This is a genomic window from Microbacterium sp. che218 (assembly GCF_040436305.1).
Classification (GTDB): Bacteria; Actinomycetota; Actinomycetes; order Actinomycetales; family Microbacteriaceae; genus Microbacterium; species Microbacterium algihabitans.
In genome coordinates, this window is sequence record NZ_AP031501.1 from 2,682,550 (window position 1) to 2,695,732 (window position 13,183).

Below are 13,183 nucleotides of genomic sequence, written 5' to 3' on the forward strand. Positions count from 1 at the left end.
CGGGCCATTCCGCCCGGGATGAGGGGCGGCCGGAGCCGCCGGAGGGTTTACTTCAGGGCGCCGGTCCCGAGACCGTTGCGCCAGAAGCGCTGGAGGAGCAGGAAGATGACGATGAGGGGGATGACCGACAGCAGGGCGCCGATCAGCACGAGTCCGCGGAGCTCGGGGATCTGGTTGAGCTGGTTGTTCCAGCCGTAGAGGCCGAAGACCACGGGGAACAGCTCTTCGCTGCGCAGCATGATCAGCGGCAGGAAGAAGTTGTTCCAGATCGCGACGAACTGGAAGAGGAACATCGTGACCAGCGCGGGGCTCATCAGACGCAGGCTCACGGTGAAGAACGTGCGGATCTCGCCCGCACCGTCGAGGCGGCTGGCCTCGAGCAGTTCGTCGGGCACCGACGAGGCCGCGAAGATGCGCGCGAGGTAGACCCCGAACGGGCTGACCAGCGAGGGCAGGAACACGGCCCAGAAGGTGTTGGTCAGCTGCACCTGGCTGAAGATGAGGAACAACGGCAGAGCCAGGGCGGTCGCCGGCACCAGCACGCCGCCGAGCACGACGTCGAACACCAGCTCCCGGCCCGGGAAGCGGTACTTCGCCAGGGCGTAGCCCGCCATCGCGGCCAGCAGCGTCGCCACCGCTCCGCCGAGGCCGGCGTACAGCAGCGAGTTGCCGAGCCAGCGCAAGAAGATGCCGTCGCGGTAGGCGAACAGGTCGCCGATGTTCGAGAACAGGCGCATGTCGGCGAACCACAGCGGGTTCGTGGTGAGGATGTCGCCCGTGCTCTTGCTCGAGGCCACCAGCAGCCACCACAGCGGCAGCAGGAAGTAGACCGTGAACACGGCCATGACCAGCATCGCCGAGGTGCGCGAGACGAGGGGTTCGCGCACGGCGCCCGAGCGGATGCCGGCCGGGCGCGAGGAGCCCGAACGGGGGCTGCGAGCGGGGCGGGGGGTGGTGACGGCGCTCATGCGTTGCCCTTCTTCTGCATCCACTTCATGAAGCCGAACGACAGCACGAAGGTGGTCACGGCCAGCACCACCGAGAACGCGGCGGCGAGATTGGCGTTGGGGATGGATGCCGTGGCGTAGACGGTCATGTTGGGGGTGAAGGTGCTCGTGACGGCCGAGCTGAAGGAGCGGAACACCTGGGGCTCGGCGAGCAGCTGCAGCGTGCCGATGATCGAGAAGATCGCGGTCATCACGATCGCGGGGCGCACCAGCGGGATCTTGATCGACCAGGCGATGCGGAACTGCCCGGCACCGTCGAGGCGGGCGGCCTCGTAGATCTCGCTGGGGATCGACAGCAGCGACGAGTAGATGATCAGCATGTTGTAGCCGACGTAGACCCACGTCACGACGTTCGCGATCGACCACAGCACGAGGTCGGCGCCGAGGAAGTCGACGTTCTTGGTCAGCGCGGTGAAGGGCGAGAGGTTCGGCGAGAACAGCGCGCCCCACATGATCGCGGCGATGACGCCGGGGACGGCGTAGGGCACGAAGAACGCCAGGCGGAAGAAGCGCTTGCCCTTGAGCAGCGGCGAGTCCAGCAGCAGGGCGAAGATCAGCGCGAGGCCGAGCATGACCGGCACCTGCACGACGCCGAAGGCGAGCATGCGCAGCATCGACGACCAGAACGCCTCGTTCTGGAAGACCTGGACGTACTGCGACAGGCCGCCGAAGACGAGCTCGGCCTTGCCGAAGGTGCCCTCGCGGCGCACCACGAGCAGCGACTGGACGATCGCGAAGATGATCGGCATCACGTAGAACAGCACGAACAGCACCGCGAAGGGGGCGAGCAGGATGAGGATCGCGCTCTTGAACGGCACCCGCGGGCGTCGCGGCGGCGGTGCGCTCTCGCGCGCGGCGCGCGTCGGGGCGGAAACGGTGGTGGTCACGAGGCCTCCTCGATGATGCGGACGGCACCGCCGGCGACGACGACGGTGCCGTCGACGGCCTCGTCGGTCATCGCGTCGCGCCCGTGCGCTGCGATCTCGACCGACTCGGTGGTGTGGTTGATGACGAAGACGAACGAGCGGTCGTCGCTCGCACGGCGGATGATCTCGACCCCGGGGAGAGCGTCGACGGTGCGGATGCCGGCGCCCTGGGCGACCCGCGACAGCAGGTCGCGGTAGGCCCCGGGCGCGGGGAGGGTGGCGAGGTACCAGGCGGACCCGGCGCCCACCTCGCGGCGGGTGCGGGCGGGCAGGCCCGCGGCGGGACCGTCGACGAAGCGGGCATCGACCTCGGCATCGACGGGGCGCAGGCGCTCCGACCAGACCGCGCCGGCCGTGCCGTCGTCGAGGGCGACGACCTGGCCGGGGCCGAGCGGCGAGAACTCCTCCGACACGATGCCGAGCAGGTCGCGGAAGGCGCCGGGGTAGCCGCCGAGGCGCACGCGGTCGTCCTCGTCGACGATGCCGCTCGCGAAGGTGATCACGGCGGTGCCGCCGCCTTCGACGAAGCGCGCGATCGCGTCGGCGTCGGCGTCGCGCACGAGGTGCAGCGCCGGCACGACGACCAGGCGGTAGGCCGACAGGTCGGTGGAGGTCGAGACGACGTCGGTCGAGATGCCGGCCGCGGCCAGGGCCGCGTGCGCGGCGTGCACCTGGTCGAGGTAGCGCAGGTCTTCGCTCGGACGACCCTCGTTCTCGATCGACCACCAGCTCTCCCAGTCGAACAGCACGGCGGCATCCGAGGCCACCCGTGTTCCGGCGATCGGCTGGAGGCGGCGCAGGGTGCGACCGACCTCGAGCACGCTCCTCCACTGGGCGGTGTCGGTGCCGGCGTGGGGGAGCAGGGCCGAGTGGAATTTCTCGGCACCCTGGGCCGAGGCGCGCCACTGGAAGAAGCAGATGCCGTCGGCACCGCGCGAGACGTGCGAGACGACGTTGCGCAGCAGCTCGCCCTCGCCCTTGGCGAGGTTGTGCGGCTGCCAGTTGACCGCGCCGGTGGAGGTCTCCATGAGCAGCCACGGGGCGCCGGCGGCGAGGCCACGCGTGAGGTCGGCGGCGAACGACAGCTCGGCGAGCGGGTCGGGCAGGCGCCGGTCGAGGTAGTGGTCGTTGGCGATGACGTCCATCTCGCCGGCCCACGAGAAGTAGTCGAGCGCGCGGATGTGCGCGGTCACCATGAAGTTGGTCGTGACGGGCGCGGTGCTGAGCTCGCGGATCACGCGCGTCTCGGCGCGGTACAGCTCGAGCTGCTGGTCGGACGAGAAGCGCTGGAAGTCGAGCAGCTGCGCGGGGTTGCGCAGCGACAGCGCGGCCATCGGCGGCAGGATCTGGTCCCACGCGCTGTAGCGCTGGCTCCAGAACGAGGTGCCCCACGCGGTGTTGAGGGCGGCGATCGTGCCGTAGCGGGCCTTGAGCCACTCGCGGAAGGCCGTGGCGCTGGCGTCGCAGTAGCAGAGGGCGTTGTGGCAGCCGAGCTCGTTCGACACATGCCACATCGCGAGCGCGGGGTGGTCGGCGTAGCGCTCGACCACGCGACGGCTGAGCTCGGCGGCGTACCCGCGGAAGATCGGCGAGCTGGGGCAGTAGGCCTGGCGTCCGCCGGGGTAGCGGCGCGTGCCGTCGACGCTCACGGGGAGGATCTCCGGATGCCGCGTGGTCACCCACGGGGCGGGGGAGGCGGTCGCGGTGCCGAGGTTGACCCGGATACCGTGGGCGTGGGCGAGGTCCATGACCTCGTCGAGCTCGACGAAGTCCCACTCGCCGTGCGCGGGGTTGATCCACGACCAGCCGAAGATGTTGATCGCGATGAGCCCGACGCCCGCTTCGACCATGAGGCGCATGTCGTCGTCCCAGACGGCGCGATCCCACTGCTCGGGGTTGTAGTCGCAGCCGAAGACGAGACCCTCGCGGGTCAGCTCGGCCAGACGGTCGCTCGCGCGGGTCGGGTCGGTCGCACGATCGCTCTCGCGATCGAGCGGGGCCAGATGGTCGACGGCAAGCATCCGGGAGGCGCTCCTTTGCGTGGTTCTGTGAACGTGCACACATGCGCGCACCGGAGACGAGGGACGCAAATGTGTGAACGTGCACATAGTGACACGGACCGCGGCGGATCGTCAACTCGCGCTCCCCGATAGGCTGACGACATGACGCCTCCTCCGCCCGGGCGCCGGCGCAGCACCGTGCACGACGTGGCCCGTGCCGCCGGGGTGTCGAGGGGCACGGTGAGCCGCGTCCTGAACGGCGGCTACGTCTCGGAACACGCCCGCGAGGCCATCCAGACGGCCATCCGCGAAGTCGGCTACGTGCCCAACAACGCCGCCCGCACGCTCGTGCGCCAGCGCACCCAAGCCGTCGGCTTCATCGTGCACGAACCGCACTCGCTCTTCCTCGAAGACCCCAACATCGGGGGCATCCTGCTGGGCGCCAACACCGCCCTGTCGAAGGCCGACTACCAGATGGTGTGCCTCGTGATCGACACCGATCGCGACACCGAGCGGGTCGCGCGCTACCTCAGCGGCGGCTTCGTCGACGGTGCGGTCATCGTCTCCGCGCGTCACCACGACCCCATCACCGACGTGGTCGAGCGCCTCGGACTCCCCGTCGCCTACGTGGGCCACCCTCCCGGCATCCGTCGCCCCTGGGTCGGCATCGACAACCTGGGCGCCGCGCGCGCGATCACCGAACGCGTGCGCGCGTCGGGGCGTCGCCGCATCGGCATGATCGCCGCCGCCCTCGACCGCGACTCCGGCAGCGACCGGCTCGCGGGCTTCCGCGAGGCACTCGGCGAGGACTTCGACGAGTCACTGGTCGAGCCCGTGCCGCTCTACGCCTTCGCCGACGGCGAGGCCGGCATGCGACGCCTGCTCGAGCGCGCCCCGGACATCGACGCGGTGTTCGGCGCCTCGGATGCCGTGGCCGCCGGCGCCGTGCAGGCTCTGCGGGCCGCCGGGCGCCGCGTGCCCGACGACGTCGGCGTGGTCGGCTTCGACGACAGCGCGTGGGCGGTGCGCACCGACCCTCCGCTCACGACGATTGATCAACCCGCCGAGGGGCTGGGCGCCGCGGCTGCTGAGGCCGTGCTGCTGCAGCTGTCGGGTGGCGTGGCCGATGCCGGCGGCATCCTGCTCGACGCCCCGATCGTCTGGCGCGCCTCGGTCTAGCGGCGCCGGCGCGCGCTCTCGCCGTCGGTCGCGGTTCTCGGGTTCGGGGCGCAATCTGCAGCTTGGGGCGTGAATGGTCCGCCCCGAGCGACGGGATCTGCCCCAAACCGCCGTGCTGTCACGCGTCGGTCGATGTCTTGGTTTGGGGCGAGGATTGCAGGTTGGGGCGTGAAGCTTCCGCCCCGAGCGACGGAATCCGCCCCAAACCAGACTCCCGGCGTCAGCGCGGCTCGCGCCATCCCCGCTCGAGGATGCGGAAGCCCGCCTCGATCGTCTCCGCGGCGTCGTCGTGCTCGAACGCGAGGATCTGCAGCTGCAGCACCATGCGCGCGTAGACCCGGGTCTCGGCATCCGGTGCGCTCTGCCCCGTCGTCTCGGCGATCGCCAGGGCGAGGGCGTCTTCGTGGCGGAGCCACATGCGCGAGGCGTAATCGTGCAGGGCGGGGGTCTCGGTGATCAGCTTCATGAACTGCCGGCGGTGATCGCCCGTGGGGTCGAAGGCCAGGCCGATGAGCTCGCGCCGGTAGAGCTCGCGCAGAGCCTCCGACACCGAGGTGCCCGGGGCGCGGTCGCGCACGGCGCCCACGAGCAGGTCGCGCTGGGCATCGTCTTCGTCGAAGACGAGCGCCTCCTTCTGCGGGAAGTGCGCGAACACGGTGGTCGGTGACACGTCGGCGGCGTCGGCGACCTCGCGGATGCTGACCTCGTCGAAGCCCCGCTCGATGAAGAGCATCGTCGCGGCATCGGAGATGGCCTTGCGGGTGGCGGCCTTCTTGCGCTCTCGGCGACCGACGTCTGTGCTCATGGAGGCAGTCTACCGGTATTGATCGGAAACTGTATTGACAATAAAACTGGTACGAGTACAGTTACGGTGTGACTTCACCTTCTCCTTCCCTTCCGCAGGGCCGCCGCTCCTGGATCATGCTCGTCGTCATCACGACGCTGACCACCGCCGGGATGACCGTCGTCTTGCCCGTGCTGCCCTTCGTCGTGCTCCGCTACGTGTCGAACCCGGCCGATCTGGCCGTCTGGGTCGGCATCCTCGAAACCGTCAACGCGCTCTGCGCCTTCCTCGTCGCCCCCTTCCTCGGGCGCATCTCCGACCGCTTCGGTCGCCGACCGGTGATCATCGTCGCCGGATTCGGCGCCGCCCTCGGCTTCCTGCTCTTCGGCATCGGCGGGGCGCTCTGGGTGCTGCTGCTCGGCCGCATCGTGCAGGGCGTGACCGCCGGCGACCTTCCCGCCCTCTTCGCCTACCTCGCCGACATCACCCCGCCCGACAAGCGCGCACGTCGCTTCGGCGTGCTCGGCGCGACCGCCGGCATCGGCACGATGGTCGGCCCGGCCCTCGGCGGCACCCTCGCCGCGATCGACGTCGACCTGCCCGTCTTCGTCACCGCGGGTCTCGCGCTGACGGTCGCGATCCTCAGCATTTTCCTGCTGCCCGAGAGCCTCGCTCCGAGCAAGCGCATCACCTCGCTCGACCTGCGGGCGGTGCATCCCTTCGCGGTGTTCCGCGGCGTCTTCCGCCGGCCCGAGCTGCGCGGGATCATGATCGGCCTGGTCCTCGTGGGGCTGCCGTTCGGGTTCTTCGTCAACAACTTCAGCGTGCTCGCCCTCGACGCCATCTCGTGGAGCCCCACCGCGATCGGACTGCTCACCGCGTGCGTCGGCATCATCGACATCGCGATCCAGGGTGTGCTGCTCGGCTTCCTGCTGCCGCGCATCGGCGAGCGGGGCGTCGTGGTCAGCGGCATCGTCACCCAGGCGGTCGGACTCGTCGCCCTTGCCGGGGTCGCGTCGCTGCTCGCCCAGCCGTGGCTGTTCGTCGTGGGTGCCCTGACGCTCGCGGCGGGCCAGGGCGCGGCCCAAGCCACGATGGACGGTCTGCTCTCCAACGCCGTCGGCGACGACGAGCAGGGATGGATCGCCGGGGCCGCGCAATCCCTCAATGCCGCGGTCGGAACGGTCGCCCCGCTGGTCGCGGGCCTGCTCTACGCCCACGTCGCCCACGCCGCGCCCTATGTGCTCGGAGCCGCGCTCATGGTCGCCGCTGCCGTGGTGATCGGGCGGGCGCGCTTCAGCAGCCCCTCGCTCGGGGCGAAGGCTCCGGATGCCGCGGAGCCCGTGCCCGTGACGGACTGAGCCACCGCGGAAGGGAGGATTCCGGATGCCGTGCGCCGCGGCATCCGGAATCTCCTATGCGGAGGGGCTCCAGGGCATCGGCCGCTCGGGGTCGCGCGTGCTGTCGTCGGGGATGTGGGGGAGCGCCTCGCCGCCCGCACGGATGCACAGCCACCGCAGTTCGCCGTCGCTCTCGGGCAGAGCGCGCCAGGTGCGCCAGACGTCCTGCCCGACCCGCACGACACTGCCGGGGCCGACGTCGACCACGTCGTCGTCGAGGCCCATCTGGCCGCGCCCCTCGAGGAACACGTACAGCTCCTCGACGCGGGAGTGCGTGTGCCAGTATCCGGCTTCCTCGCCCGGGGCGAGGGCGTTCGCGGTCATGCCGATGAACTGCATCGTCAGCTCGTGGTCGACCACGCGGCGCCCGTCGCGCGAGCGGGCGGGGACGAACCCGCCGAAGTGGTCGCGCCAGGCGTCGAGCCCGCCGATCTCGGTGACCTCGTAGTCGCTCATCGGTTCGCGCTCTCGGGGGAGGTCAGCTGCCAGCCGTCGTCGGTGCGACGGTAGATGGTGCGGCGGTGCTTGCGGTCGGCGGAGCCCTGCCAGAACTCCACGCGGTCGGCGACGAGGCGCCACAGCACCCAGTCGCCCGGGCCGATGCCGTCGCGCGCGGCGGCCGAGCGTGCGGCGAGATCCGCCGCCGACTCCTCGGCCGAGGCCTCCACCACGCGCCCGCGCACGCGGACGGAGCGCAGCACCGCCGGCCACCAGAAGGTCAGCGCCGCGGCGGGGTGAGCGGCGAGCTGCGCTGCCTTCGCCGAGGCGCGCGGCCCGGCGAAGGCCCACCCGTCGGGTCCGAGGTCTTTGAGGATCAGCGTGCGGGCGTCCGGGATGCCGTCGGCATCGACCGTCGCGAGCGTGGCACCGTGCGCCTCGGCCACGCCGGCGTCGACGGCCTGTCGGATCCACCGCTCGAACAGCTCCTCCGGCTGGTCGGGGAGGGGCTCGGCATCCGGATTCGGCGGAGTCCCGGTGAGGGAGGGGAGCGAGCGGAGCCAGGGGGCCATCGTCATGCCCCCATCCTGCTCCTCCTCGGGCGTGCTCCGCGTGGGCCGTGCCACGAGAACAGGACGCCGCAACGAGAACAGGCCGATCCGCGGGGGACCGGCCTGTTCTCGGCGCATGCGCCTGTTCTCGTGACGCGTTACTCCTCGAGCTGCCCGAGCGACGGGGCGGCGACGAAGCGCGCGACGGGTTCGACCGCGTGCTCGAGCTCGAGCACGACGATCTCGTTCGCCCCGGCGCGGGTCGCGGGACCGGGCACGTAGAGCGTGTTCTGCGGCACGGTGTTCCAGTACCGGCCGAGGAAGAAGCCGTTGACGAAGGCGAAGCCCTTGCCCCACCCCGTGGTGTCGAGGAACAGGTCGGCGGGGGCGTCGAGGTCGAACGATCCGCGCAGGAAGGCCCGGCCCATCGAGCCGGTGCCGGCGCCTTCGACGGTGTCGAGGTCGATCGGCGTCGCGGTCCAGCCCGTGAGCGGTTCGCCGTTCAGGGTGATCGCGCCGATCAGTCCCTTCGCCTCGCCGAGGCGGTCGGCGTAGTTCACCCGGCCCTGGTCCTCGACGAGCACGGTCAGTCGCGAGCCCGCGGGGATCGTCAGCGCGCGCTCGTGCAGTGCCCGCGACAGGCGACCGACGGGAGTGCCGTCGACGTGCACCCACGCGAGGTCGCGCACCTCGTCGAACACCACCGCCGCGGGGCCCGAGAACGCGGGAAGGTCGACGTCGTAGCGCACGAGGGGCCCGAGGTGCGCGAGCTGCTCGAAGGTCGCGGGAGTGGGCGAGACGGGACCGGTGGATGCCGGCATCCACTCGCCCTCGCCCGACAGGGCGACCTCGAAGACGGGCGCGTCGGGCCGGGGCTCGGGCACGAGGTCGGGCACGGGCGCGTACTTCGCGATGACCTCGCGGAACGCGTGGAACTTCGCCGTGGGGTGACCCGACTCGTCGATCGGCGCGTCGTAGTCGTAGGAGGTGACGATCGGGTCGTAGCGGCCCTTGTCGTTCGCGCCGTTCGTGGTGCCGAAGTTCGTCCCGCCGTGCACCATGTAGATGTTCACCGAGGCGCCCGCGGCGAGCAGCACGTCGAGGTCGTGGGCGGATGCCGCGGGGTCGGTCGTGTGGTGGATGCTGCCCCACCAGTCGAACCACCCGTCCCAGAACTCGCTGCACATCAGCGGTCCGGTGCTCTGGTGCTCGCGGAGGGTGGCGAGGCGGTCCTCGCTGCGCGAGCCGAACGAGCCGGTGAGGTGCAGTTCGGGCAGGCTCCCGGCCTCGAGCATCCACGGCATCGGCTGGTCGACGGTGGTCAGCGGCACCGTGATGCCGGCGTCCTTCGTGACCCGCACGAGCTCGCGCAGGTAGTCCTTGTCGGAGCCGTAGGCGCCGTATTCGTTCTCGATCTGCACGAGCACGACGTTGCCGCCACGGTCGATCTGGCGCGGGGCGACGATGTCGTACACGCGACGGAGGTACTGCGACACCGCCTCCATGAACTGCGGTTCGGAGCGGCGGATGCCGATGCCCGGCGTCGAGGTCAGCCACACGGGCAGTCCGCCGTTGTGCCACTCCGCGCAGATGTAGGGGCCGGGTCGCACGATTGCGTGCAGGCCCTCTTCGGCGATGAGGTCGAGGAAGCGGCCCAGGTCGTTCCACCCGGTGGCATCCCATTCGCCGCGGACCGGCTCGTGCGCGTTCCACGCGACGTAGGTCTCGATGGTGTTCAGCCCCATCGCCTTGGCCGTGCGGATGCGGTCGGCCCAGTGCTCGGGGTGGATGCGGAAGTAGTGAAGCGTTCCGGAGATGACCTGATGGGGCTTCCCGTCGAGCAGGAAGTCGGTCTCGCCGATGGAGAAAGTCGTCACGGTGTCTTTCGGGTCAGTCGATGAGGCGCGCGGTCAGGCGCACCCAGGCGAGGGCGGGGAGGGTGAAGCGCAGGATGCCGTCGGAGCCGGTCTCGACCGCGAGGGTCGCCGGTGAGACGGGCTCGCCGTCGGCGGAGTTGGTGGTGTGGCGGTCGCCGCCCTCGGGGATCGTGACCACGACCGCCTCGACGTCGGCGACGCCGCCGAGGTCGAGCTCGACGGGGGTCGCGGCGTCGAGGGCGCGGTGCGCGAGGAACACCGACACGGCGTCGCCGTCCACGGTCGCCACGGCGTCGACCGCGTCGACGGTGCCGTGGCGGGCGGTGTCGATCGTGGCTCCCTCGACGCGGGGGTGCACGACCCGGCCGGTGGCCGCCGGGGCCGTCAGGGCGAAAGGGTGGAACGTGCTCTGCCGCCAGGCGGCGCCGCCGCCGGGCTCGGTGCGGATCGGTGCGATGACGTTGACCAGCTGCGCGAGGTTCGCCATCGAGACGCGGTCGGAGCGGCGGATGAGCGTGATGAGCAGGGAACCGACGACGACCGCGTCGGTGACGGTGTAGTCGTCTTCGATGAGGCGCGGGGCGATCGGCCAGTCACCGGTGAACACGCGCGGCTTGTCGACCTCGTTCCAGCGGGTCTGGTTCCACACGTTCCACTCGTCGACGCTGATGCCGATGGTGCCGCCGTCGGGGGTGGTCGCACCGACCTCGTCGATGATGTCGGCGACCTCGCCGATGTAGCGGTCGAGGGCTGCGCCGCTGGCGAGGAAGCTCGCCGGGTCGGAGGGGTCTTCCTCGTAGTAGGCGTGCACCGAGATGTGGTCGACGAGACCCGCCGTGTGGCGCAGCACGCTGCGCTCCCACGCGCCGAACGTCGGCATCTCGTGGTTCGAGCTGCCCGCGGCGACCAGCTCGATCGAGGGATCGAGGAAGCGCATCATGCGCGCGGTCTCGGCGGCGAGGCGGCCGTACTCGTCGGCGGTCTTGTGGCCGATCTGCCACGGGCCGTCCATCTCGTTGCCGAGGCACCACAGGCGGATGCCGAAGGGCTCTTCGCGGCCGTTCTCACGGCGACGGTCGCTGAGCGCGGTGCCGGAGGGGTGGTTGGCGTACTCGAGCAGGTCGGCGGCCTCGGCCACACCGCGGGTGCCGAGGTTGACGGCCTCCATGACCTCGAGCCCCGCGGCATCCGCCCACTCGGCGAACTCGTGCAGACCGACCTGATTGGTCTCGGTGCTGTGCCAGGCCGCCTCGAGGCGCACGGGGCGCTCGCCGCGGGGGCCGACGCCGTCTTCCCACCGGTAGCCCGAGACGAAGTTGCCGCCGGGGTAGCGCACGACGGTGGCGCCGAGCTCGCGCACGAGCTCGAGCACGTCGGCGCGGAAGCCGTTCGCGTCGGCGGCGGCGTGCTCGGGGGAGTGGATGCCGTCGTACACGCAGCGACCCATGTGCTCGACGAACGAGCCGAACAGGCGGCGGGGGACCTCGGCTCCGAGCGCCGTGCGGTCGACCGAGATGCGGGTGGGGGAGGTCATTCGGGTCTCTCCTGCGGGGAAGGGAAGGGCGGGCCGCATGCGTGCACGCGACCCGCCCCGGTGTTCTGCTGACTTACTTGTTGACCGAGAAGCCCTGGTCGTTGCCGTACTGCACGAGCTGGTCCTGCCAGGTCTTCAGCCCGGCGTTCAGGTCGCTCTTGTTGGCGTAGGCCTGGCCGACGGTGTCGCTGAAGATGCTGTTCGCGTACACCTGGAAGGGCAGGTAGCTCCAGCCCTCGCGGACCTCGCTCGAGGCCTGGGTGAGCACCTCGTTGATCTTCTGGCCGCCGAAGTAGTCCGAGGCCTGGTCGACGAACGCCGGGTCGCTCAACTGAGCGGTGGTGGAGGGGAAGCCGCCCGACTCTGCGAAGATCTTGATGCTGTCCTCGTCGTTGTTCAGCCACTTCAGGAAGCCGGCCGCGAGAGCGGGGTTCTTGCTCTGCTTGACCACGGCCTGACCGCCGCCGCCGTTCTCGGCCGTGACGGGCGTGCCGTCGTAGGTCGGGATGGGCGCGACGGCCCACTTGCCGGAGCCCTCGGGAACCGAGGCCTCGAGCGAGCCGGGCATCCAGGCGCCCGTGATGAGCGTGGCGATCGAGCCGTCACCGAGGCCCTTGAACCACTCGTCGCTCCACGACGGGGTGTCGGCGAGCAGGCCGCCCTCGATGAAACGGTTCCAGTTGTCGGCGAAGGTCTTCGAACCCTCGTCCTGCAGGTCGACGGTCACGTCGGTGCCGGAGGTCGTGAAGGGGGTGCCGCCGGCCTGCCAGATCATGCTCGTGGCGAAGCCGGAGTCGCCGGTGTCGGAGGTGATGTACTTCGACGGGTCGGCGGCGTGCAGCTTCTGCGCTGCGGCGTAGTACTCGTCCCACGTGGTGGGCACGGAGATGCCGAACTGGTCGAAGACCTCCTTGTTGTAGAACAGGGCCATGGGGCCCGAGTCCTGCGGGAGGCCGTAGATCTTGCCGTCGAACTGCACAGAGTTCCACGGCCCCGAGCTGTAGTCGCCCGAGAGGTCGCCGAAGCCGTACGACGACAGGTCGAGGAGCGAGTCGGAGAGGGCGAACTGCGGGAAGGCGTAGTACTCGATCTGCACGACGTCGGGGGCGCCGGAGCCGGCCTTGATGGCGTTCTGCAGCTTGGTGTACTCGTCGGTGTTGGTGCCCGCGTTGACGAGGTTGACCTTGACCTTGGGGTACTTCTCCTGGAAGGCCTTGACCTGCGCCTCGGCCGAGGGGGTCCACGACCAGTACGTGATCTCGCCGCCGGCCTCGAGGGCCTTCTCGATGTCGTCGGCCGAGCCGGCGGCACCGCCCCCGGCGCCGCCTCCCGAGCACGCGGTGAGCGCGCCCACCGACAGGGCGGTGGCGGCGACGGCGAAGACGGCCCGCCGCGCGGCGGATCCCTTGCGCATGAATGTCATCGGATTCCTCTACTTCGTTGTTGTGGATGTGGTGCGGGTGCAGGTGCGGCGACCCGGAACGGAT

Annotated in this window: 11 protein-coding genes; 2 read left to right on the forward strand and 9 right to left on the reverse strand. The window is 70.5% G+C overall.

Features of this window, described 5'->3' with window-relative positions:
* Nucleotides 1-47 precede the first annotated feature (47 nt).
* Genes ABXS86_RS12640 through ABXS86_RS12650 form a run of 3 tightly spaced genes read right to left on the reverse strand, consistent with a single transcriptional unit; the run spans nucleotide 48 to nucleotide 3,954 of the window.
* Complete coding sequence (locus tag ABXS86_RS12640; protein ID WP_222123939.1) at nucleotides 48-968, reverse strand: carbohydrate ABC transporter permease; 921 nt, start codon at nucleotides 966-968, stop codon at nucleotides 48-50.
* A complete protein-coding gene (locus ABXS86_RS12645) occupies nucleotides 965-1,894 on the reverse strand; it encodes a carbohydrate ABC transporter permease (RefSeq protein WP_353664710.1) in 930 nt (309 codons plus the stop codon). Before ABXS86_RS12645 ends, ABXS86_RS12640 begins: the two co-directional genes overlap by 4 nt.
* A complete protein-coding gene (locus ABXS86_RS12650; RefSeq protein WP_353664711.1) occupies nucleotides 1,891-3,954 on the reverse strand; it encodes a beta-galactosidase in 2,064 nt (687 codons plus the stop codon). The genes ABXS86_RS12645 and ABXS86_RS12650 overlap by 4 nt, the downstream gene beginning before the upstream one ends.
* A gap of 141 nt (nucleotides 3,955-4,095) precedes the next feature.
* Here ABXS86_RS12650 and ABXS86_RS12655 point away from each other — a divergent pair, with 141 nt between their 5' ends.
* A complete protein-coding gene (locus ABXS86_RS12655) occupies nucleotides 4,096-5,112 on the forward strand; it encodes a LacI family DNA-binding transcriptional regulator (protein ID WP_251507666.1) in 1,017 nt (338 codons plus the stop codon).
* Between the two features lie 220 nt (nucleotides 5,113-5,332).
* Here ABXS86_RS12655 and ABXS86_RS12660 read toward each other — a convergent pair whose 3' ends face one another.
* Complete coding sequence (locus ABXS86_RS12660; RefSeq protein WP_353664712.1) at nucleotides 5,333-5,917, reverse strand: TetR/AcrR family transcriptional regulator; 585 nt, start codon at nucleotides 5,915-5,917, stop codon at nucleotides 5,333-5,335.
* 68 nt (nucleotides 5,918-5,985) lie between these two features.
* On the opposite strand from ABXS86_RS12660, the gene ABXS86_RS12665 reads away from it, so the two are divergent.
* Entirely contained in the window at nucleotides 5,986-7,257 is a 1,272-nt protein-coding gene (locus ABXS86_RS12665; protein WP_353664713.1) for an MFS transporter, read from the forward strand.
* Between the two features lie 54 nt (nucleotides 7,258-7,311).
* Here ABXS86_RS12665 and ABXS86_RS12670 read toward each other — a convergent pair whose 3' ends face one another.
* From ABXS86_RS12670 to ABXS86_RS12690, 5 genes are all read right to left on the reverse strand, one after another.
* Nucleotides 7,312-7,752, reverse strand: coding sequence for a cupin domain-containing protein (locus ABXS86_RS12670; RefSeq protein WP_353664714.1), 441 nt, complete (start codon nucleotides 7,750-7,752; stop codon nucleotides 7,312-7,314).
* Entirely contained in the window at nucleotides 7,749-8,312 is a 564-nt protein-coding gene (locus ABXS86_RS12675) for a pyridoxamine 5'-phosphate oxidase family protein (RefSeq protein WP_307206670.1), read from the reverse strand. Before ABXS86_RS12675 ends, ABXS86_RS12670 begins: the two co-directional genes overlap by 4 nt.
* Nucleotides 8,313-8,443: 131 nt before the next feature.
* Nucleotides 8,444-10,162 carry a glycoside hydrolase family 35 protein gene (locus ABXS86_RS12680; protein ID WP_353664715.1) on the reverse strand — a complete coding sequence of 573 codons (1,719 nt, stop codon included), beginning with the start codon at nucleotides 10,160-10,162 and terminating at the stop codon, nucleotides 8,444-8,446.
* A gap of 13 nt (nucleotides 10,163-10,175) precedes the next feature.
* Nucleotides 10,176-11,696 (reverse strand): alpha-N-arabinofuranosidase, encoded by a 1,521-nt coding sequence (locus tag ABXS86_RS12685; protein WP_307206665.1) that lies wholly within the window; start codon nucleotides 11,694-11,696, stop codon nucleotides 10,176-10,178.
* A 73-nt stretch (nucleotides 11,697-11,769) separates the two neighbouring features.
* Nucleotides 11,770-13,119, reverse strand: a complete 1,350-nt coding sequence (locus ABXS86_RS12690) for an ABC transporter substrate-binding protein (protein WP_353664716.1) — start codon at nucleotides 13,117-13,119, stop codon at nucleotides 11,770-11,772.
* Between the last annotated feature and the right edge of the window lie 64 nt (nucleotides 13,120-13,183).